Source organism: Mesorhizobium sp. M00.F.Ca.ET.216.01.1.1, from assembly GCF_004010325.2.
GTDB lineage: Bacteria > Pseudomonadota > Alphaproteobacteria > Rhizobiales > Rhizobiaceae > Mesorhizobium.
Genome location: NZ_SADR02000524.1, coordinates 1 through 289, shown reverse-complemented (window position 1 = coordinate 289; position 289 = coordinate 1). Strand labels below are relative to the sequence as shown.

Below are 289 nucleotides of genomic sequence, written 5' to 3'. Positions count from 1 at the left end.
CCGGCAACCGCAACTTCGAAGGCCGCGTCTCGCCGGATGTGCAGGCCAACTACCTCGCCTCGCCGCCGCTGGTGGTGGCGCATGCGCTGGCCGGCACGGTGACCAAGGACCTGACCACCGACCCGCTCGGCGAGGGCAGCGACGGCAAGCCTGTCTATCTCAGGGACATCTGGCCGACCTCGGCCGAGATCCAGGAGTTCATCGAGAAGAACGTCACCCGCGAGCTTTTCGCCCGCAAATATGCCGACGTCTTCAAGGGCGACGCCTACTGGCAGAAGGTCAAGGCGCC

At 66.1% G+C, this 289-nt stretch carries 1 protein-coding gene; it reads left to right on the top strand.

Features of this window, described 5'->3' with window-relative positions:
- A partial coding sequence (locus EN859_RS37275) for an aconitase family protein (RefSeq protein ID WP_245525901.1) occupies positions 1 to 289 on the top strand: 289 nt, incomplete at both ends.